The sequence below is a fragment of the Phnomibacter sp. genome, from assembly GCF_036803085.1.
Lineage (GTDB): Bacteria > Bacteroidota > Bacteroidia > Chitinophagales > Chitinophagaceae > Phnomibacter.
In genome coordinates, this window is record NZ_DAIRUZ010000001.1 from 765,600 (window position 1) to 785,049 (window position 19,450).

At 46.5% G+C, this 19,450-nt stretch carries 17 protein-coding genes; 5 read left to right on the plus strand and 12 right to left on the minus strand.

The annotated features are described in order from the left end of the window. Nucleotides 1-62: 62 nt before the first annotated feature. The 3 genes from V7Q13_RS03255 to V7Q13_RS03265 form a co-directional block, all read right to left on the minus strand. Nucleotides 63-1,115: a serine hydrolase domain-containing protein gene (locus V7Q13_RS03255; RefSeq protein WP_333799246.1), complete on the minus strand. Its 1,053-nt coding sequence runs from the start codon at nt 1,113-1,115 to the stop codon at nt 63-65. Nucleotides 1,116-1,247: 132 nt separating this feature from the next. Further along, nucleotides 1,248-1,895: a ribulose-phosphate 3-epimerase gene (gene rpe / locus V7Q13_RS03260; protein ID WP_333799247.1), complete on the minus strand. Its 648-nt coding sequence runs from the start codon at nt 1,893-1,895 to the stop codon at nt 1,248-1,250. 166 nt (nt 1,896-2,061) lie between these two features. After that, nucleotides 2,062-2,913, minus strand: a complete 852-nt coding sequence (locus V7Q13_RS03265; RefSeq protein WP_333799248.1) for a tetratricopeptide repeat protein — start codon at nt 2,911-2,913, stop codon at nt 2,062-2,064. Nucleotides 2,914-3,051: 138 nt separating this feature from the next. On the opposite strand from V7Q13_RS03265, the gene V7Q13_RS03270 reads away from it, so the two are divergent. From V7Q13_RS03270 to V7Q13_RS03285, 4 genes are all read left to right on the plus strand, one after another. Further along, nucleotides 3,052-4,152: a TolB family protein gene (locus tag V7Q13_RS03270; RefSeq protein WP_333799249.1), complete on the plus strand. Its 1,101-nt coding sequence runs from the start codon at nt 3,052-3,054 to the stop codon at nt 4,150-4,152. 90 nt (nt 4,153-4,242) lie between these two features. Beyond that, complete coding sequence (locus V7Q13_RS03275; RefSeq protein ID WP_333799250.1) at nt 4,243-4,707, plus strand: hypothetical protein; 465 nt, start codon at nt 4,243-4,245, stop codon at nt 4,705-4,707. Nucleotides 4,708-5,174: 467 nt separating this feature from the next. Then, a complete protein-coding gene (locus V7Q13_RS03280) occupies nt 5,175-6,257 on the plus strand; it encodes an Ldh family oxidoreductase (RefSeq protein ID WP_333799251.1) in 1,083 nt (360 codons plus the stop codon). Between the two features lie 224 nt (nt 6,258-6,481). Next, nucleotides 6,482-7,804, plus strand: a complete 1,323-nt coding sequence (locus V7Q13_RS03285) for an aspartate kinase (protein ID WP_333799252.1) — start codon at nt 6,482-6,484, stop codon at nt 7,802-7,804. Between the two features lie 112 nt (nt 7,805-7,916). Here V7Q13_RS03285 and V7Q13_RS03290 read toward each other — a convergent pair whose 3' ends face one another. The 7 genes from V7Q13_RS03290 to V7Q13_RS03320 form a co-directional block, all read right to left on the minus strand. Continuing rightward, nucleotides 7,917-8,375 (minus strand): hypothetical protein, encoded by a 459-nt coding sequence (locus V7Q13_RS03290; protein WP_333799253.1) that lies wholly within the window; start codon nt 8,373-8,375, stop codon nt 7,917-7,919. Nucleotides 8,376-8,438: 63 nt separating this feature from the next. Beyond that, nucleotides 8,439-9,662 carry a TCR/Tet family MFS transporter gene (locus V7Q13_RS03295; RefSeq protein WP_333799254.1) on the minus strand — a complete coding sequence of 408 codons (1,224 nt, stop codon included), beginning with the start codon at nt 9,660-9,662 and terminating at the stop codon, nt 8,439-8,441. An 85-nt stretch (nt 9,663-9,747) separates the two neighbouring features. Then, nucleotides 9,748-10,377, minus strand: coding sequence for a Crp/Fnr family transcriptional regulator (locus tag V7Q13_RS03300; protein ID WP_333799255.1), 630 nt, complete (start codon nt 10,375-10,377; stop codon nt 9,748-9,750). A gap of 141 nt (nt 10,378-10,518) precedes the next feature. Then, entirely contained in the window at nt 10,519-11,829 is a 1,311-nt protein-coding gene (locus V7Q13_RS03305; RefSeq protein ID WP_333799256.1) for an amidohydrolase, read from the minus strand. Between the two features lie 20 nt (nt 11,830-11,849). Beyond that, the gene (locus V7Q13_RS03310) at nt 11,850-13,319 is read right to left on the minus strand and encodes a serine hydrolase (RefSeq protein WP_333799257.1); all 1,470 of its coding nucleotides are present in this window, start codon (nt 13,317-13,319) and stop codon (nt 11,850-11,852) included. A gap of 214 nt (nt 13,320-13,533) precedes the next feature. After that, on the minus strand, nt 13,534-15,099 hold the full coding sequence (locus V7Q13_RS03315; protein WP_333799258.1) for an acyl-CoA mutase large subunit family protein: 1,566 nt from the start codon (nt 15,097-15,099) through the stop codon (nt 13,534-13,536). A gap of 10 nt (nt 15,100-15,109) precedes the next feature. Next, complete coding sequence (locus V7Q13_RS03320; RefSeq protein ID WP_197429043.1) at nt 15,110-15,628, minus strand: DUF7935 family protein; 519 nt, start codon at nt 15,626-15,628, stop codon at nt 15,110-15,112. 154 nt (nt 15,629-15,782) lie between these two features. Between V7Q13_RS03320 and V7Q13_RS03325 the strand changes: the two genes are divergently transcribed. Continuing rightward, nucleotides 15,783-16,121 carry a HesB/IscA family protein gene (locus V7Q13_RS03325; protein ID WP_333799259.1) on the plus strand — a complete coding sequence of 113 codons (339 nt, stop codon included), beginning with the start codon at nt 15,783-15,785 and terminating at the stop codon, nt 16,119-16,121. A gap of 59 nt (nt 16,122-16,180) precedes the next feature. Here the strand turns inward: V7Q13_RS03325 and V7Q13_RS03330 are convergent, their stop codons facing one another. Continuing rightward, entirely contained in the window at nt 16,181-17,479 is a 1,299-nt protein-coding gene (locus V7Q13_RS03330; protein ID WP_333799260.1) for a hypothetical protein, read from the minus strand. Nucleotides 17,480-17,555: 76 nt separating this feature from the next. Continuing rightward, nucleotides 17,556-19,427 (minus strand): FAD-dependent oxidoreductase, encoded by a 1,872-nt coding sequence (locus V7Q13_RS03335; protein ID WP_333799261.1) that lies wholly within the window; start codon nt 19,425-19,427, stop codon nt 17,556-17,558. Between the last annotated feature and the right edge of the window lie 23 nt (nt 19,428-19,450).

The following is a 19,450-nucleotide window of genomic DNA, read 5'->3' on the forward strand; positions in this document are numbered from 1 at the left end:
GCTCCAATAAAACGGCTGCTTCAACTAATTGAAGCAGCCGCTTTGTTTATTACATGTTTCAATTAGCGAAACGAAGACTGAAGCAATGCATTGGTCATATCGGGCAAATTGCAGGTATTGCTGTTACTGAGGACAATGACTGTTTCATTTTTACCTAACACATGTATCCAATTGGCATTGGCACCCCAAATGCTTCCTTGCCTGTTGGCCAATGTGTATGGCTTTTGGTTGATTTCTTGTTTATACACCCAAAAGCTAATGGCCACGCCATAGAGGTTGGGATTGGGTGTCAACATAAGCTCAACCGTGGCCGGTTTCAATAATTGATGGGTAAATATGCCTTGGTCGAACCGGAGCAAATCTTCGGCTGTGGAGTACATGGCTCCGGCAGCAAAGTAGTTTTCGATGTACATAGGATCGTCTGCGTACATTGTGCCAGTGGAATCATCCTTGTTGTAAGTGCTGGCCAGCATTGGTATCACATCTTTCGACCGCAGCATTTGTGTGTGCTGCATTTTGAGTGGTTGCAATATGTTTTCCTGAAGATTTTGCGCAAAAGATTTTCGGGTAATGTGTTCAATGATGCTGCCCAAAATGATATAGTCTGCATTGTTATAATTGAACCGGCTTCCCGGTGCAAACTCCAGTTTACCACTGCAATGTTGTTGTATAAATCTATCAACCGAATTGGGCGATTGATACACGGCAATGCCTGTGTTGCCTTCACAATTGGGAATGCCGGAACTATAGGTGAGCAACTGCATGATGGTCACTTTGTCTTTTGCTTCGCCGGTGTAGTTGGGTAAGTATTGCCCCATTGTTGCATCCAACCGAAGCAGCCCTTTCTCCATTAATTGAAGAATAAGTACCGCCGTAAATGTTTTTGTGATGGACGCAATTTTGAAACGGGTATCTTTTTGTGTGGGTATCTGAAAGCTACGGTTGGCAAGGCCTTTGGCCGATAGGTAGTGTATTTTGCCAGCTTTAGCCATCAATACGACACCGCTAAAATTTTGCTGTTTGGTGTAGGCGTTTACAATACTGTCCAATGAATGTTGTGCTGTGCCAGATAGCTGCAACAATAATAAGCCGCAGCTTAATAGAAGTTTACTCATGCGTGGCGGGTAAATGGAGTCAATGAAATTGGTATGCCGGATTGCCTAACACAACATTCCAAATCTTGTTGACGCAATGCCCATAAAAAAGGCCGTACACAGTGTACGGCCTTTCATTTCAGTAGTATGATGTTATAAACTTTTCAATTGGGCAACTGCCGCCAACGGGTCTGCAGCGTTGAAAACGGAACTGCCCGCCACAAGCACCGTTGCACCAGCCGCAACAATTTCAGCGGCATTCTTTTCACCCACTCCGCCATCAATTTCAATATCAACCTGCAGGCCACGGGTATCAATCATGTGCCGCAGTTGCTTGATTTTGTCGATGGTGCCGGGGATGAAAGACTGTCCACCAAATCCGGGGTTTACACTCATCAAACACACCAGATCTATATCGCCTAAAATATTGTCGAGGCTGGCAATGGGTGTATGCGGATTCAGCGCCACACCGGCTTTCATACCCAGACTTTTTATTTGCTGCACATTGCGGTGCAGGTGAGGACAAGCTTCAATGTGTACTGTCAAAATATCGGCACCTGCTTTCTTGAATGCTTCCGCATATTTCTCCGGCTCCAAAATCATCAGGTGTACATCAAACGGTTTGCTGGTGGCTTTGCGCAGGCTTTCAATAACGGGCAACCCAAAGCTGATGTTGGGCACAAAACGGCCATCCATTACATCGAGGTGCAACCAATCGGCCTGAGAATCGTTCACCATGCGAAGGGCTGCATCCAAATGCAGAAAATCGGCTGCCAGCAGCGAAGGAGCAATCAATGCCATACAATCAGCGGTTGTTTATTTGCGGCAAATGTCGAGTTTGATTTCGAGTTTACAAGGTTGAAAGTTTGAAAGTTTCAAAGTTCCAGTGTTCACAAGTTCCAATGTTCAATGGAAAAGGCCTCAACATTTCAACCTACCAACTTCCAAACCTTCCAACCAGTACACCTCACTTCCCCAACCGCTCCAGTGCTTCCTTCGCTTCTGGTATGTTGCTGCTGATAAGCACACAACGTTCGTAAGCCTTGATGGCAGCGGCTTTACGGCCCGCGGTTTCTTCGCTTTTACCCAGCCAATACCAGGCCTCTGCATTCTTGGCATCAATCTCTACCAGCTTGGCAAAAGTGGCAGCAGCTTGTGCAGCTTTACCTTCATCAAACCAGGCGAAGCCTTTTTCCATGTAGGCATCGGTAAAAGCATAATCGTAGCGGATGGTGCTGTCCATCCATGCCCTGGCTTGTGCATAGTTTTTTATGGTATTGTAGTAAATGCCTTTTACATAGCACACACCTGTATACACTTCCCGGGTGGGAAACTGCCGTACAATTTGCGGGCAAAATGTAAGCACCCTTTTGTCGCCGGCTTCGGCTAAAGTATTGGCCAAGCTCAAGAAAATGGTCGGCTCATCTGCTTTGCGTTGCAAATAATATTCATACGCAGCAATGGCTTTCGGGTATTGTTGTGCCGCTCTGTACAAATCGGCTTTTACCAAACTGTAAATTAGATTATTGACCGTGTCTCGTTGCAGTAAGGTGTCACACCAGGTTGCAGCGGCATCGGTTTGATTGCGTTGGCTGAGGGTATCAATCAACCGGTCTATCAGCACCACACTATCCGGATATTGGGCTATTTGCTGTTCCATGCCGGCCAGCACCGGGTCTTTGCTGGCAGCCGTTGTTGTTGCTGTCTTGTCTGCTGCATCATTGTTGTCGCAGGCTGTCAGGACACTGCTCAGCATCGCCATCAACAGCACTATTTTTCTACCAAACATCTTTCGTTCCTTTTGCTGCAAATAACGCATAAATAGCTGTTGCGTATTGTGGGCACCCTCGTCAACGTTCGTGCCATCATTTGCATACCTCCGCCAAATCGGACAAAGGCATGACAAATGAAACCCGGCAGGGGAGTTACTTTTGCCGGATAGCCAAAAATGAACCGCATGAATAAACTGATGCTGCCTGTGATGCTCCTCATATCCGGAGCTGTTTTGTTTTCTTTTACCGGAAAAGTGTCGCCCATGGAGCTGGTCTCTACTGATTCGCTTCGTTATGCCGACGAGAAAAACCTTCGCAACATACAACAACTCACTTTTGGCGGCGACAATGCCGAGGCTTATTTCAGCTTCGATGATCAGTGGATTATTTTCCAGAAAACAAATCCCAAAGAAGGCATCACCTGCGATCAGATGTTTATTGGCAAAGTGCCTGCGCCCGGCGAAAAGTTTACCTACAAAATGGTGAGCACCGGCAAAGGCCGCACTACCTGTGGTGCTTTTACCAAGGATGGCAAGCACGTGATTTACGCCAGCACTCACTTGGGTTCAAGCGAATGCCCGCCGGTGCCCGACCGCAGCAAGTATGGCAATAAATACATTTGGCCGCTCTACGATAGCTACGACATTTTCATGGCCGATTACAATGGTAAAATTGTAAAGCAGCTCACCAATGCCAAGGGCTACGATGCCGAAGCCACAATAAGCCCTGATGGTAAAAAAATGGTATACACCAGTACCAAGAGTGGTGATCTCGAACTGTGGATTATGGACCTGAAAACCGGCAAGGAAAAACAGGTGACCAACATGCTGGGTTACGATGGTGGTGCTTGGTTTAGCCCTGATGGCAAGAAACTCATTTGGAGAGCTTCACGTCCTACTGCAGCTGCGGATATTAAAGAGTACAAAGATTTGCTGGCTCAAAATTTGGTAGCGCCAACCAATATGGAAGTGTGGATTGCCAATGCCGATGGCAGCAATCCAAAGAAGGTGACAGCCTATGGTCAGGCCAACTGGGCACCCACGTATATGCCCGATAGCAAACGCATTCTCTTTGCCAGCAACCATGAGTACAAGCGGGGTTTTCCTTTCAACCTGTACATGATTAATGAAGATGGCAGCAACCTCACCAAAGTGAGCCGCGACCAAGGTTTTGATGCCTTCCCGATGTTTAGCTATAGCGGCAAAAAGATTCTGTTTTGCAGCAACCGCAACAATGGCGGCACCCGTGATACCAATGTGTTTTTGGCCGATTGGGTAGAAGAATAAAATCTTCCTTTCCTTTTACGGTTATGGTAAATTGATAGGCGAGCAGTTGCAAAAACGCTTTCCTTTGCTTCAATCAAAAAATCATTTCGTATGTACGCAGGTTCAGTTCATTTGCACAATGTGCTTCGCTGGGTCATCCTTATTTTATTGTTGTTGAATGTGTATCGTCATGCTACGGCATCGGCGCAGCCCTATGGCGAAAAAGACCGTAAGCTCGGTTTGTTCCTCATGATTGGCAGCCACATCATGTTGCTGTTGGGTTTGTTTCAGTACTTCGCCGGTGACCTTGGTTTAAAACTCATTACAAACGCAGGTATGGGCGAAACCATGAAGAATGCTGCAACCCGCTACTGGGCTGTGGAGCATGGCATCGGTATGATTCTCGCCATCGTTTTGGTAACCCTCGGTTACGGCGTTCGCAAAAAGCAGTTCAACGATTTTGTCAAACACCGTCGTGCCCTCATTTTATATACCATCGCCCTGCTTATTATTTTGGCCAGCATGCCTTGGCCATGGCGTGAAGGCGTAGGCCGCCCCTGGCTGCCAGGTATGTAATACTCAATTACAATATTTCAAAAGCGATCTCACTGAGGTCGCTTTTTTTATGCTTCAGCTTAAAGTACAAATACATTGTTGTTGACGAGCCAAGTGCATTTGGCAGCTGCGTTGTGTCACTCACTGCATCTGCAGTGCATTACTCAACATGTACCAACTCGTAATGCTGTCGCAGGCCTCTGGCCTGTGACATTCCGTTACTCAACTCAACACCAAATCCGGATACAATTATTTCACCCATTCAGGGCTAAAATTATTGGGGCGGCATGCCTTACCACGGGCTACACCCGTGGCTACATGAGTTCGCCCTTTTAGGGCTATAAAAGTTCTTTTGCATTTATCTAATCCGTGAATTTGTGGCCATCAAAACAATCAGCGAAATCCGTCTCATCCGGTATATCCGCGTCCCATCATCCTTATCCTATCATCTCATTCCAAAAAACAAATAACAACCTACCTTGCGGCGCATGGAGCAGGTATTTGCATACAACCTTTTGCAGCAGTTTACGCTGCACACTTTTTTAGCCATGGGCTGTCCTGAAGCCGATGCACAATTGGCCACCAACGTATTGCTCAGTGCCGATTTGCGGGGTATTGACAGCCACGGCATTGCCCGCCTCAGCGGCTACTGGCGGCTGTACGAAGCTGGTCGCATCAACCCCACACCCAATGTGCGGGTAGTACATGAAACACCCAGCACCGCCGTGATTGACGGTGACAAAGGACTTGGTTTGGTAGTGGCGCCCAAAGCCATGCAAGTGGCCATTGATAAAGCAACCAACGTAGGCAGCGGTTGGGTGAGTGTGAAAAACAGCAATCACTTTGGCATTGCCGGCTATCATGCCATGATGGCCTTGCAACACGATATGATTGGTTGGGCCATGACCAACGCCAGTGCCTTGGTAACGCCCACTTTCAGCAAAGAAAAAATGCTCGGCACCAATCCTATTTGCGTAGCCATTCCTGCTGGTGAGCAGCCGGCATTTGTGGCCGATTTTGCAACCACTACCGCTGCCAATGGCAAGCTCGAAATATTGCAACGCAAAAATGCCGAAGCGCCACTGGGGTGGGTGCAGGATGCCGATGGTGAACCTACCACCGATGCCAACGCTTTGAAAAAAGGCGGTGCTTTACTGCCACTCGGTGGCGACCGGGAACATGGCAGCCACAAGGGATACGCCTTGGGAAGCATCGTCGATATTTTTAGTGCTGTGCTGAGTGGTGCCAGCTATGGTCCTTGGGCACCGCCCTTTCCGGCCTATGTGCCCATGCCCGACAATATGCCGGGTGAGGGGCTGGGTCATTTCCTCGGCGCCATGCGCATCGATGGTTTCCGCCCGGCCGATGAGTTCAAGCAACACATGGACAACTGGATTACCCGGTTTAAAAATGCAGTTCCATCCAACCCGGCACAACCCGTTTTGGTGCCCGGCGATCCGGAGCGGGAAATGGAAGCGATCCGTGCTACACAGGGCATTCCATTAGTGGAGGCTGTGGTGCAAGACCTGGCAGCATTGAGTAGCAAGACTGGTGTGGCTTTTCCTGCATAAAACCGCAAGTCTGTAAAAGCAACGTCATAAAAAGAAAGGCAAAAGATTACTGCCAACTACAAGCGGATTATTCTGTTATTTTGTGACAACGAAAATGATTGCCTGTAGCAGCTGCTATGGGCAATTTTTTGCGGGTAATTCATCTTTCACAAAAGCAATTGTAAACCAATGGAGCAAGGCCGGAACATACAAAAGGCTTTGCCCGACAGAAAAGAGAGACAGGTATGAAAATCATGAAGTTTGGTGGCACCAGTGTTGGTCGCCCGGAAAGAATGGCCCAGGTGGCACAGCTCATTACCGCCGACAATGAACCCAAGATTGTTGTGCTGAGTGCTTTGAGTGGCACCACAAATGCCCTTGTAGAAATCAGCAATGCGCTGGCGGCATATAAACGGGACGAAGCCAAACAGTTGATTGATAAACTGGAAGCTCACTACCATGCATTTGTGCAAGAGCTGGTGAAGCAGGAAGCATCAGTTGCCAAGGCTACTGCCATTGTGCATGAGCATTTTGAATTCCTCAACATCATCCTGAAAATTTCTTTCAGCGATGCATTAAATAAAGATATTCTGGCGCAGGGCGAATTGCTCAGCACCAAATTGTTCAGCGTTTATCTCACAGAAAATGGCATCGATCATGCCTTGCTGCCTGCGTTGGAATTCATGAGCATCGATATCAACGATGAACCACAAGTGCCTGTTATCAGCGCCAAGCTGAAAGAGGCACTGGCGCAGCATGCAGGCAAATCATTGTTCATTACCCAAGGCTATATCTGCCGCAATGCCCGTGGCGAGGTAGACAACCTGAAACGTGGTGGCAGTGATTACAGTGCATCACTGATTGCAGCAGCAATACAAGCATCTGTATGTGAAATATGGACCGACATTGATGGCATGCACAACAACGATCCACGTGTATGTAAAAAAACAGTACCAGTAGAGCAACTGAGCTTTGAAGAAGCAGCGGAACTTGCCTACTTCGGTGCGAAGATTTTACACCCGGCTTCTATTTGGCCAGCACAACACTACAATGTGCCCGTGAAACTGCTCAACACCATGGAGCCTTCAGCCAAAGGCACTTTGATTGTAGAAGAAGCGGGTAGCACAGGCGTAAAAGCAGTGGCTGCAAAAGATGGTATCTATGCCATCAATATCCGCAGCAGCCGCATGTTGCTGGCCTATGGTTTTTTGCGTAAAATATTCGAAGTGTTTGAAAAGTACCGCACCAGTATCGATATGATTACAACTTCGGAAGTAGCAGTGAGTGTAACAATCGACAATGCAGCACATCTGGCAGAAATTCTGAAAGAACTGGAACCATTTGGAACTGTAGAGGTTGAAGACAATCAAACCATCGTATCGGTGGTGGGCAATGAAATTGCTGAAACGAAAGATGTATTGATGAAGTTGTTCGATTCGCTGAAAGACATACCAGTACGCATGGTGAGCTACGGTGGCAGCCGTCACAACGTAAGCTTGCTGCTGCCTTCTGCCCATAAAACCACTACGCTGCAAGCATTGAATAGCGGATTGTTTGGATTAGAGTAAAGGTAAGTTGATGGATGATGGTTGTTAGTTGATAGTAAATACAAACAACAATGCCGGATTGATTTTTATAATCAGTCCGGCATTTTTTTTCAAAGGGAACAAAAAAGAATCGTCAGTTGAAGTTTTCTTTAAGTCTGTATGCTTTTGTCGCTTCTTCTAAATCATCATCTATGCTCTCGTCGAAAGAGAAGTTATTTAATTGCCACTTATCTTTTGGTCTGTAAAAGAAGAAGGTAAAGCGGATGGGCTCTCTGTCATATCTCACAATAAAGGAGATGATTTTGATATTTTCTCCAGCTGTTTTTTCTGTTAACCAATCGTAACCATAATAAGCTCCGCAAAGGTCTATCAAGTTATTGAGCTTGGTTTTTAAGTCTTTGACAGCGTCCGATTTTTTGCTCATCCACCTATTTGTAGAAAAGCCATACTCTATTGCTTTTTCAGGATCTTTAGCATAGAGCGAAAAAAACTTGTCAGTAATTTCTTTGGGTGTTGTTTGGCCTGCAGATTTTGACAAACACAAAAAGAAAAACAATGACAGAAATCCCAAACGTGTAAATAGTATTTTCATAAATGGAATTTGAATTCTGATACTGAATGATTGTGGCGCCAACGACAGAGCATGAGTTGTGCATTAAACTGCGACAGCCTTGCCCGGATGCAACGATCGATAAGCCAGCCAGGCACTCACCAGCATGAACGCCGAACCCAAAAAGAAGGGTGCTCCCGGTAGGTACACATGATGGGCTTTATCAGTAAAGTAGGCGAATGTATTGGTCATGAGTGGCGGGCCTACAATGCTGGTGGCACTCATTAAACTCGTAAGAGCTCCTTGCAATTCGCCTTGCTGGTTGGGCGGTACTTGTCCGCTGATGATGGCTTGCAAAGCAGGGCCGCAAATACCTCCCAAGCAATAGGGAATGAGAAACAAAAACATCATCCAGGTTTCGGTGGCTAAGCCAAACAACACCATGCCAAGGGTGTACAACAACAACCCGAGGTAAACGCTTTTTTCATTGCCAATTTTGGGGTTGATGACCCGAACCAAACCACCTTGTACAGCACCTACCAATAAGCCAATGACGCCCAGAGAAATGCCAATCATTTTTTCGTTCCAGTTGAAACGTTCAATGCCATAAAAGCTCCAGTTGCTTTGTACCGCATGGCCGGCAATGTATACCAACGTCAATGAAAATATGAGTGCTGTAATGCTTGGGTATTTGCGCAGATTCAACAGCGATTTAAACGGAATGGCACTCGACCAACTGAATGCCCGACGATGTTCTTTGCCTAACGATTCGGGCAATACAAAATAACCATACAACCAGTTGAGCAGGCATAGCGTTGCGGCTGTCCAAAAGGGTACACGGGCACCAAACTGACCGAGCAAACCACCGAGTACCGGTCCGAGAATAAAACCGACACCAAATGCAGCGCCAATCATACCAAAGTTTTTGGCCCGGGTTTCTGTGGTACTGATATCGGCAATGTAAGCTGAGGCTGTGGTGATGCTACTTCCGGTAATACCTGCTATAATGCGCCCTGCAAACAACCATGCCATGCTGGGGGCGAGGGCCAATAAAATATAGTCGATACCAAAGCCGAACAAGCTGAACAACAACACAGGTCGGCGGCCAACTTTATCGCTCAGGTTACCAATGATGGGCGAAAAAACAAACTGGGTGATGGCATAAGAAAACCCCAACCAGCCTGCCCATTTTGCAGCAGAAGATACATCGCCACCGGTCAGGTCTTTGATCAACTGGGGTAGAACCGGAATAATTAATCCCCAGCCGGTAATGTCGATGAGTAGTGTTATGAAAATGAAGCCAATGGCGGCCGACTTTTTCTCTGCCATGTGATGTGATTGATTGAAGGCCGTAAATGTAAGGCCCAAAGCTTCATGGCTGTAAGCCGTTGGCAGAAAGTCGGCAACTTCTTTTTTAATTCAGATAGCCGTGGTGGGGCGGCAAATCCGGAATGAAAATCTTTCGGTTCTCAATCAGCAGCAAACCTTCTTCATGCATTTTGCGAATGGCCCGGATGACTGTTTCAACCCTTAACCCAGCAAGGTCGGCTATTTGCTGGCGGGTCAGTTTGAGTTGAAAACTGTGCGGACAAATGTGGCGTTTTTCCTTCAAACAATATTCCAGCAAAATGCGGATGCGATCTTCGGGTGTATGGCGGGTAATGGAGTACTGCATCAAAAATTTGAAACGAATTCTTTCTACCAAAATGCGGTTCATTTCCAGATGTAATTCATGGTCCTCTTTCATGAGTTTGCGAAATACATCTTTGCGTAAGCGCAGTATCAGGCAGTCTTCTCCTGCAATGGCCGATGCCGCATAAGGCCGGTCATCAAACAAGGGTAATTCGCCAAAACACTCACCCGGTTCAATGATGGATTGTACATGCTCTTGTCCGTATTCATCAATATTCACCCAGCGTACGCTGCCACTCACCAACTGATGGTAGTAGTAACAATACCCGCCTTCATGAAAAATGATTTCGCCTTTTTGCATTTTGTGATAAGATGCACCCATGGCGAGCAACAGATGAATATCGAGGCTCATAGCTTCCGTTTTACGGTTACGAAATAGCAGCAATTCTCTTTATCAAAATATGATAAAAATCTTGTATTGAAAAGGGGAGATTATTGTGACAAAAAAAGCGGTAACCATTGGCTACCGCTTTCACATTCACTATGTATCGATTTATTTTTTCTTGGTTGTTGGCGCTTTCAACGCGGCGTAGTCAAACACCAGGTTAGCAAAGGCTTTTACACCTACGTCGAGCATGCTGTCGTCGATGTAAAAATCGGGCGTGTGGTGCGGCGCAGCTTCTTTTGGATTTTTGCCGGCAGGCATGCCACCCAAAAAGAAAAAGATGCCGGGCACTTTGTCGCTGAAATACGAAAAATCTTCTGCACCGGTGGTCCACTCTGTGAGTTTTACATTGCCTTCACCTGCAGCTTTTACCAGCGATGGTACCATCATGGCAGTAAGCTCCGGATTGTTGTACGTCACCAGTGTTTTGGTATCAATGTTGATTTCTGCAGTAGCGCCATGTGCCTCGGCAATGGTGGTCACCAGTTTCTTCATGCGTTCGTGCAATTGCTTTTGCATGTTGGGTTCCAGTGTACGGATGGTGCCTTCCATCGTTGCTTCTTCAGGAATGATGTTGCTGCGAACACCACTGTTGATTTTACCAACAGAAATCACGACGGGAGCTTTGGTGAGTTCCATTTCGCGGCTCACAATGGTTTGCAATCCATCAATAATGGCGGCACTTACCATAATAGGATCTACACCCGACCAAGGCTGTGAACCATGCGTTTGTTTGCCTTTTACTTTAATGGTAAACCAATCGCTGCTAGCCATGGTGCCTTCGGGTTTGTATTTGATTTGACCGATGGGCGTTTGCGAATTGATGTGCAATCCAAAAATGGCATCCACTTTCGGATTGTCGAGGGCACCTTCTTTAATCATAAGTGGTGCACCGCCTTCTTCATTGCCGGGAGGGCCTTCTTCTGCAGGTTGAAAAATAAAGACAACTGTGCCGGGTACATCTTTTTTCATACTGGCCAGCAACTGTGCTGTACCCATCAAAATGCTCACATGTGTGTCATGTCCGCAGGCATGCATCACCGGAACGGTTTGTCCTAAATACTCGGCCGTTACAGTTGATTTAAAAGGTAAGTCCACCCGTTCTTTCACGGGCAGCGCATCCATATCAGCACGGAGTGCTACTACCGGGCCGGGCTTGCCGCCACGCAGTATGCCTACCACGCCGGTAACGCCCACTTTTTCCCGCACTTCTATGCCAAGTGCTTTCAAATGTGCTGCAATGTAGGCAGCTGTTTGTACTTCGCGGTTGCCCAGCTCCGGATGCTGGTGCAAGTGGCGGCGCCATTCAACCAATTTGGGCTGCAATGCAGCAGCACCCGAATTGATGGTGGCCGCATTGGGTTGTGCCATGGCTGCGGTGCTGAGCACCAACAGCGAAGCGGTCATTGTTTTTCTCATAGCTATTGTTGTTAGTTGTTTCATTGTTTGGTAAACGTGTACGCATCCATTTCTACAAAAGGATTCACGGGAATTTGCAGGGATTGCACAGCATTGTTTTTGATATCGAATTTGGTAGCAAAAATGCCATACTCAATATTGCTGTATTCCAGCAGCCACTCATTGTTGTCCATATAAGTTAGTGTTGCCGTCATAGCAGGATGCTGTTGAAAACGCACCGTCAACTGCTTATTGTTGTTTGTGGCAACAGTAATGTTTCCGTACAATTCATGGGCATAAGTGCCGGTGTATTTTTCCAGCGAAAGCGTTGGCGTTTGTCCTTTTACACGGTTGCGCCATGCGGCAATTTCAGAGAGCTGCTCTTTCATGTCTTGCTGAAAACCGGGTAGCATTTGTGCACTGCGATCTACTGCTGGTACTTTCAAAAAATAATCGAGCAGTTGGTAACGCAATGCTTCAAAAAAGTTTTGGTTATCGTTGTTGGTGAGGATGGCAATGCCCAGTTTTAAATCGGGCACAAAGCACACATTGCTCACCATGCCGGCGGCACCACCGGTGTGCCAGTACAATTGGTGTCCGTTGTAATCAGCAGCAAATACGCCCAAGCCATAGCCTCTGAAATTGATGGGATATACGGATGATTTAAAACTACCGGTCATTACATTGATGCTGCGGGTTCTGGCCAGTGTGCTCCATGGCATCACCCGTTGTCCGTTGTGCCGGCCACTGTCTAATTGAAACAGCAACCACTTGCTAAGGTCTTGTACATTACTCACTATGCTGGCTGCCGGACCAAGGTTATCCCATTTGTCATAAGGAACAACATTGAGGTTGCCCGTGTACGAAGTGGTGTATGGCGTAGCAATGTTTTTGCTGCGCAATTCAATGCCATTGGAAGCCGCAAAACTGTTGCGCATATCCAGCCGGTTCAATATGCTATCCTGCACATATTGCTCCCAGCTTTGGCCTATCACTTTCGGAATGATTTCACCTGCCGTCATGAAGCAGCTGTTGCAATAGCCATACTCTTGCCGAAACACGGCTGATGGTTTCAGTAGTCGCATCCGCTGCATAATGTCGGAGCGGGAGAGGGTGGTGTTCCAGAAAGTAAAATCGCCCTGAAAAGTTTTGGTGCCAATACGGTGGCTCAGCATGTCCCGAATGCTAACGAGCTTTGTATTGATGGGATCGTATAGCTGATAATCGGGAAAGTATTTGGTGATGGGATCGTTGAGGTTGAGCTTGCCTTGTTGTTCCAAATTGGCCAGTGCGGTACCTGTAAACAATTTGCTGTTGCTGGCAATAAAGAAATGCGTGTTGGCATCCACTGGTGTTTTGCTTTGAATGTCTTTTACTCCGTAGCCCTGCAGTTTAACTACCTGTCCGTCTTTTACAATCACCAATGCCAATCCCGGTAGTTGCCAGTCGCTTAATCCTTTGTTGATGTACGCATCTAAATCGTCACCCAATGATTGAGGCAGTTGTGCCATTGTATGTGTAGCTGCGAAAAGTAAACAGAGGGCGGAATAAACAATTCGTTTCATAGGCAATGAATGACAAAAAAGAAAATGGAGTATGTGTCGGAGCAATGACGGTGAGCGGTTAGCAATTTAGCAACTGTCGGCTATTCTATGGTAGTTTTTTCGTGAATGGGCGAAAGAAAACCCCGGAGCTTGCCGGGGTTTGTAAAATGGTTGTTGATGCTTATTTGTATTCGCCAAACACTTGGCGCAGCACATCTGAAATTTCACCCAGAGTGCATTTGTTTTCAACGGCGCTGATGACATGCGGCATGAGGTTGCTGCCATCTTTGGCGGCAGCTTCAATGTTGGCAAAGCTTTGTGCAGCCAACGCAGCATTGCGGCCGGCTCTCAGTGCCGCCAGTTTTTCCGACTGAATACGGCGAATACTGTCGTCAATTTTAAACACCGGCGGGTGCTGCTCTTCTGCCACCTGAAATTTATTGACGCCCACAATAATTTTGCTGCCGTTTTCAATATTGCGTTGATACTCGTAGGCGCTACGGGCAATTTCATCCTGCATAAATCCTTCTTCAATAGCAGTAACGCTGCCACCCATCGCATCAATTTTTCCCATCAGTTCCCATGCTTTGGCTTCTACTTCTGCAGTGAGTGCTTCTACAAAATAACTGCCGGCCAACGGGTCTACAGTATCTGCTGCACCACTTTCAAACGCCACAATTTGTTGGGTACGCAGCGCAATTCTGGCGGCTTCTTCAGTGGGCAAACTCAGTGCTTCATCATAGCCATTGGTATGCAAACTTTGTGTGCCACCCATTACTGCGGCCAATGTTTGCAAGGTTACTCTTGAAATATTGTTGAGTGGTTGCTGAGCTGTGAGTGTACTGCCACCTGTTTGTGTATGAAAGCGCAGCATCATGGCCTTTTCGTCTGTTGCGCCCAACTCTTTCATAATCTTCGCCCACATTTTTCGGGCTGCTCTAAACTTGGCTACTTCTTCAAACAAGTTGTTGTGTGCATTGAAGAAGAAAGACAGGCGTTTGCCAAATACATTGATGTCGAGGCCTTTTTCCAAAGCGGCTTTTACATACGCCTTTCCATTGCTTAAGGTAAATGCTATTTCCTGCACAGCTGTGCTGCCTGCTTCACGAATGTGATAACCACTGATAGAAATGGTATTCCATTTGGGCAGGTCTTTGCTACACCATTCAAAAATATCGGTGATGATGCGCATGCTGGGCTTGGGCGGATAAATGTAAGTGCCACGTGCCGCATATTCTTTCAGAATATCGTTTTGGATGGTGCCACTTATTTTACTCAAATCTGCACCTTGCTGTTTGGCCAAAGCTACATACAAGCTCAGCAATATATAACCCGTTGCATTGATGGTCATGCTGGTACTAACGTCCTGCAGATTAATGCCCTTGAAGAGTGTTTGCATGTCTTCAATGCTATCAATAGCAACACCAACTTTTCCTACTTCACCTTCGGCCAAAGCATGGTCGCTGTCGTAGCCTATTTGTGTGGGCAAATCAAAGGCTACACTCAGGCCCATTACACCTTGGTTGAGCAGGTAGTGATAGCGTTTGTTGCTTTCTTCAGCGGTGCTAAAGCCTGCGTACTGGCGCATGGTCCACAGCCGGCCGCGGTACATGTCGGACTGCACACCACGGGTAAAAGGAAAGACTCCCGGCTCTTCTAATGCTGGCGTTGCATTTTTCGATTGAGCATTGTAACGTACATCAATGGGAATACCACTGTCGGTATGTACAGGTTTTATATCACTCATGGCAAATCGTTTAGTTCATCAGTTGCTGCACTTCAAATTGCAACGCTTCCAATACTACTTTGTTCATGGTAGTATTTTCATTTTGATGAATGAGTTGAATCAGTTGTTTGTTGAACTCCATGGCCGGTGCATCTCCGGGTAGCATGGCTGCCACCTGGTTAATGATAAACATGTTTTGTTCTTTGATTTTGCTCACGGCATCCCAAATAGGGGCTTTTACATAGAGTTGCTGTGTTACGTTGTGGTCAAACTCTTCACGGATGGATTGCAACATCAATTGGCGCATGGTTTGTGTATCCAAACCGGGCTGGTAAAAGCGATTAATCAGATTGTCAATCTTGTTGCGTTCGGCAAACAGTGTGAGCCTCTCGTAGGCAGCAATTTTAAGCTTGTCGGCTTCGGCATTGCGGGGTGGCGTTTGGCGCAGCTTTTTCATGATGCGCTGTGTTTGAAAAAAGTAAAAGGCGAAAATGGCCAACACGACTACCAGAAAGAGGGCAAGCGTTACTTCTAAATGTGTAAAATCCATAGTGCTAAGGTAAGTGCTAACCTGCTTTGCTGTATGCATCAACAGCATGTTAATACGGCTTCCGATTTCAGAAATGTTTCTGTCATAAGAAAGGTCGGTGGATATAGGAATGGAGATAGCCGTAAATTTGCCAGCGGAGGAAATTCATATGGAAATGATTGCACAATTACCGGTTACGTTTACTGCTTCGGCCATTGCCGAACTCAAGCGGTTGCTGGCGGAAGAGCCACTGGCCATGGGCAAGCAATTGCGGGTAGGTGTAAAAGGTGGTGGCTGTAGCGGCATGACCTATGTGCTCGATTTTGATGAGCCCAAGGAAGGGGACAAACATTTTGATGTAGAAGGATTGCCGTGTTTGATCAATCCTTCGCATGAAATTTATCTCTATGGCATGGAAATTCACTGGGAAGGTGGATTGAACAGCCGCGGCTTCACTTTCAATAATCCCAATGCCAGCTCTACCTGTGGCTGTGGTACCAGCTTTGCAGTTTAATTTTTTTTCGAAGCAGATAAAGAACGCCACCTGAGTACGGGTGGCGTTCTTGTTAGGCACTATTGCTGTATCGTTTTTTCAAATCGCTCAATGATAGGCGCAATTTCTTCGGGTGTGACCGGGCCTGGTTTGTCATCCAAATTGATCACAATGAGATAGCCTTTTGTACCCGGTGTTTCAATAAAAGTATTCACCAGGTTCAATTGGTCACTATTGCTGATTTTACCTGTTTTCGGATCCCAGATTTCTCTACCACAAAGGCAACCAAGTGTGGGTGAAATGGGGTAGTAGGGTTGGCCCTTGAACCATTCCGGATCAATGGTGGTGCCGTGTGCAATAATTTCGCTGCGACCAATTTTGCCCGCTTGGTAGGCTTCCATCAAACCGCTCCATTGCTGCCAGTTGGCGGGGAAATAACTGCGGTATAATTTCTCCGGAGGGGCATTAAACACAATGGGAAAATAATGCGTAAAAGTGGGTGGATTTACTTCGTGCATCATCACCATTTGCAGGTTGGGTGTGGGGCCAATGAATACATTTTTGGAAATGCCAGTACCTGTAATGGCATACAAACCCTGCGGGGTACTGCCATTGGTAATGAAATAAGGCAGGTTGCTGGCAGAGCGGGCCAGTTGCACAAAAGATTTCAGTTGGCCCTGTTCGTCTTTAGCAAAGCGACCATCAGCTTGCTGTACTACTGCTATTCCGGGTGCATTGCGATGGCTGCGCTGAAATGAATACACCACTTTGAATTTGTGCAGTTGCTGGTGGGCAAATAAGCTATCTAAAGCAGGTAGTGTAGCAGCATTGCTTTTTTGTAAATGCTGTTGCAATGCTATCAATAAATCATGGCTGCTATAATTGGGAAAACGCTTAGGCAGCAATTGCAACAACCAGTTTTGCAAGCTTGCATCGGCCCGGTATAAGTAGCTGGCAGTTTGTGCAAACAGTTTGGGATGATCCGTTTGTTGTACAATGCGTTTGGCTTCTGTAATAAACTCATTGGGATACAAGCCATATACCAGTTCCATTAAAGCCCGTTGGTTGCCCGATGATAAGCGGCCGAATTGTTGCATCAGCCGGGCCACGCCCGCATCGCTTTGCGGTGTACGTACCAAAAACTGGCCTACAGCCCATAGTGCCGATTCTAATTCACCATCGTTGCTGTCAATATTGAGTGTGTTCAATGAGTTAGCCTGATCAATAAGGCGTTGTTTTCTTTTTTCAGCCTTCTCGTTTTGGATGGTGTAAGGAGATATGATTTTTTCCTTATCGAAATACAACTGTGTTTTCGCTGCAAAAAATGAAGCGGTAAATATTACCGTCAATAACCATTTACTGTATTGAGTTGCTGCCATAACAGGCAAACTTCTGCCATTCTTTGGAAAAGGTTTTGCGTAGCAGATGGTTATACACGGGGTGTGCCAAATTATTTCATTCAGCGGGTTGTATCCATGCACCGGAATGATCGATTTGGAAACGCTCAAAGGGTTGCAAAAATTCGTTGATTAAGACCGCAACTGTTCTTCTGGAGAGTGGTTCGTTTGGTTTTAAATCAGGCATTAACTGATTTGCTTTCGCCGATAGTCTAGTAGGGTTTGTATTCATCAAGGCAGCCAGCAGATTGATGAGATCGGCCATTATCAGGTTCGTACTCTTTAAACTGGGAACATTTTCGAAATAGGCTTTTAATCCGCTGATTACTTCTTGAGTAGCGGCCATGCTGTCGGGATAGAACCGAGTTTCATTGGCCCATCCTTTGGGAATGCCTTTGCCTTTTAATATACCTGTGGCACCAATTTTTTGAATGGCTATAAAATGCTTGTCAGTAGGTGGTACATCCAGATGAGGCATAATCATAGCGCCCTGTCGCAGGAGCGTTGCTTGTACGTCACGCACTTGTATTGCTGCAGGTTGCTTCATTTGAGAATAACTCATAGCGGCTAATACGCCTGCTGCCTGACCAGTGAGCATTACCACTGGTTGCAAACGGGTTGTGCCGTTTACCACATTGCTCACACTAATGGCTTTTTCTGCTACAATCAACCCTTGTGTTTTTTCAGGAATCAAAGCGCCAAGCGGCACATTGAAAGAGGGGACAGGGTAAAAACTCAGGTGCTGTGGTGCCAATGCATTTTTGCGGTGGTGATGATCGACAGGATAATCTCCAACGGCGATACCCGTTCTGTACAAAGCAGTTTTTTGGGAAAATGGCTGTGCAATATCCGGCAGTGTAAACCGGACCAAACCTTTGCTGCGCCTGCCTTCGCGGTGGTATGGGTAAAATGGCAACTTATCAGCAGTAGGAAATTCATCATCAGCAAGCCCGAGATTTTTGAAGCCCAATTGCGTTTGTATAAAATAGATAAAACGCAAGGTGGTTTGTTTGGCTGCCACCAATGCCTGCTCTCTTTCATCAGGCGTCATGTTGATAATATTGACATAATAATCGTTGCCTTCTTTCGGCCAGTTAATCATGTATTTTCCGTTGGGCAGTTTTCCGTAGTTGAGCATTTTCAGTGCATCAACGGTTGGTTTTTGGCGGCTGAAATTTTGATAATAGTTGGTACAAGCTGCATCAAATTCTGCTGGCGTATAGCCAACAGGTTTGGCAATGGTGCAATCCGCTTTGGAACCATAATCTTTCAAAATGGCCACATAGGTAAGGTCTTGAATAATCTCGTTAGATTCTTTGAAGCCCACATGCTCTTGGGTAATGGCGTCTGCTTCCATGCCCACATCGTACCGGGCACCTGTGCTGGCCATTACATCGCCCAGCTCGGTGGCGTCGATGGTTATTTGAGCATCAACATACAAGCTGTCTTTTCTTTGCGTATGCACAAATACAGCACCAGTTACTTGCTGGTTTATGATCTTGCATCGCACAAATTGCCATCCGTGCATTACGGTCAGCCATTTTTCTTTTTTGGCCAATTGTTGCCAAACCATATTACTAACATGCGGTTCGAAATTGGTATGACTTACCCAGCCTGTGGCTAAAGATGTAGTGCCATAATGTTGGTACAGCTGCTGCCGAAATTCCTGCCAAATGCCGGATGGCAATTGATGATTGCCATCGGTACAGGAAACACCCGCTGCGGAAATCATCCCCCCCAGCCAAGGCGATGGTTCTATGAGCAATGTAGGGGCTTTCAACCTTGCTGATTGAATGGCAGCCGCGGTGCCGCCGGTACCACCGCCAATAACAAGCACTGCCGTTTGTGTATGCAATTGCGCAATAGCCAAGTGGCCCATGAGCAGCAAAGAACAGGAGAGAAGACTCAAATATTTGAATATGGAATGCATGTTTAAATGGGTCAATCTTTATG

Coding starts and splice junctions, on each gene's coding strand:
- V7Q13_RS03255 (WP_333799246.1), bottom strand. CDS start 1,115: ATGAGTAAACTTCTATTAAGCTGCGGCTTATTATTGTTGCAGCTATCT.
- rpe (WP_333799247.1), bottom strand. CDS start 1,895: ATGGCATTGATTGCTCCTTCGCTGCTGGCAGCCGATTTTCTGCATTTG.
- V7Q13_RS03265 (WP_333799248.1), bottom strand. CDS start 2,913: ATGCGTTATTTGCAGCAAAAGGAACGAAAGATGTTTGGTAGAAAAATA.
- V7Q13_RS03270 (WP_333799249.1), top strand. CDS start 3,052: ATGAATAAACTGATGCTGCCTGTGATGCTCCTCATATCCGGAGCTGTT.
- V7Q13_RS03275 (WP_333799250.1), top strand. CDS start 4,243: ATGTACGCAGGTTCAGTTCATTTGCACAATGTGCTTCGCTGGGTCATC.
- V7Q13_RS03280 (WP_333799251.1), top strand. CDS start 5,175: ATGGAGCAGGTATTTGCATACAACCTTTTGCAGCAGTTTACGCTGCAC.
- V7Q13_RS03285 (WP_333799252.1), top strand. CDS start 6,482: ATGAAAATCATGAAGTTTGGTGGCACCAGTGTTGGTCGCCCGGAAAGA.
- V7Q13_RS03290 (WP_333799253.1), bottom strand. CDS start 8,375: ATGAAAATACTATTTACACGTTTGGGATTTCTGTCATTGTTTTTCTTT.
- V7Q13_RS03295 (WP_333799254.1), bottom strand. CDS start 9,662: ATGGCAGAGAAAAAGTCGGCCGCCATTGGCTTCATTTTCATAACACTA.
- V7Q13_RS03300 (WP_333799255.1), bottom strand. CDS start 10,377: ATGAGCCTCGATATTCATCTGTTGCTCGCCATGGGTGCATCTTATCAC.
- V7Q13_RS03305 (WP_333799256.1), bottom strand. CDS start 11,829: ATGAGAAAAACAATGACCGCTTCGCTGTTGGTGCTCAGCACCGCAGCC.
- V7Q13_RS03310 (WP_333799257.1), bottom strand. CDS start 13,319: ATGGCACAACTGCCTCAATCATTGGGTGACGATTTAGATGCGTACATC.
- V7Q13_RS03315 (WP_333799258.1), bottom strand. CDS start 15,099: ATGAGTGATATAAAACCTGTACATACCGACAGTGGTATTCCCATTGAT.
- V7Q13_RS03320 (WP_197429043.1), bottom strand. CDS start 15,628: ATGGATTTTACACATTTAGAAGTAACGCTTGCCCTCTTTCTGGTAGTC.
- V7Q13_RS03325 (WP_333799259.1), top strand. CDS start 15,783: ATGATTGCACAATTACCGGTTACGTTTACTGCTTCGGCCATTGCCGAA.
- V7Q13_RS03330 (WP_333799260.1), bottom strand. CDS start 17,479: ATGGCAGCAACTCAATACAGTAAATGGTTATTGACGGTAATATTTACC.
- V7Q13_RS03335 (WP_333799261.1), bottom strand. CDS start 19,427: ATGCATTCCATATTCAAATATTTGAGTCTTCTCTCCTGTTCTTTGCTG.